The 1,075-nt window shown below is 31.0% G+C and carries 2 protein-coding genes; both read right to left on the bottom strand.

Annotated elements, in window-relative coordinates:
* Window positions 1-330, bottom strand: a 330-nt coding sequence (locus AMN88_RS03370; RefSeq protein ID WP_143323668.1) for a twin-arginine translocation signal domain-containing protein, incomplete at its 3' end; no start/stop codon positions are given.
* Window positions 327-1,075: DUF1800 family protein (locus tag AMN88_RS03365; RefSeq protein ID WP_143323667.1), on the bottom strand; the 749-nt coding region annotated here is incomplete at its 5' end. The genes AMN88_RS03365 and AMN88_RS03370, both read right to left, overlap by 4 nt.

Here is a 1,075-nt window from a genome sequence, read left to right as displayed (position 1 = left end):
ATGTGATCGAGCTGTGTATGGAATGCTAGTTGCATGAACAATAGCACCAGTGTTTTCTTTCCAACATTTATGGAAGGCATTTAACTTTGGATGAAGAGCAAAATCTGTGTCTAATTTAATAGGATTATCAATTAAAATTTTTTTTCTTCTTTTTAGTAGATTTTTGTCTCCAATTACAGGAACAGCTGTAATCCCATCCATTCCTCCTCTTAACATTATAACTACTAAGTTTTTCTTTTTGGAAGTTGAAGCTAAAACTGGTAAATTAAATCCAGCTAAAAATAAAGAGGTTGCAGTTCCTTTTAAAAAATCTCTTCTTGATATCTTCATGCTTTTAATACCTCCGGTAAGTTAAATAATAATATATGTTTTTCCTCGTTAGTCTTTGCTTTCGATACAATTTTAAGAATTTTATCTGGATTATCAAAATTATTACGTATTATTTTTTCATGAATATTGTCATCTAATTGGTCTTGTGTATTGTATTTATGGAAAGCAGTTTTAGCGAACATTATTCTTCTTATAATTAATTCCGTTGATAGCCAGTCTTTTTCAAGATCTGAAAATCCATTAGGTTGTTTTTGTCTATAAGGATGACAACCCAAATCTTCTAAGAACCATGCTTGATCACTAATGTCTCCAAAAGGTTTGATACCCAAAGGATGACTATCAATTAATTTTTCTTTAACTGGATATGAATAAGTTGATCCTGACATATTTATTGTTGTAAGCCACCAGTTTTCAGGATTTTGAAATTTTCTATATTTATCAGTATATTCAAATGCAACCTTGATTGCAGCCTTATGAACTTCTGGCAAAAAACCATCAGATTGTTCCCACGCCTTTATAACTGGAGCAATCATTTGAGGTGTTGGTTCATCTGTAATTAAATATCTACAAAGCTTTGTTGCAATAAACTCTCTACAAGATGGATGGTTAACTAAATCCTTAATTGCTAATTTAATTCCTTTTCTTCCTTTTTTATATTCCTTGCCCAATACTCTCTTTTTTCCTGGCTCGTGTCTTTCTGAATCAAATTTAACATCACTTCCATGATCTTTTTTTTTTGACCATC

Source organism: Candidatus Pelagibacter communis, assembly GCF_001180165.1.
GTDB classification, from domain to species: Bacteria; Pseudomonadota; Alphaproteobacteria; order Pelagibacterales; family Pelagibacteraceae; genus Pelagibacter; species Pelagibacter ubique_P.
Note: the sequence above shows the minus strand (reverse complement) of the source record. Positions and strands in the feature narration are given on the sequence as shown.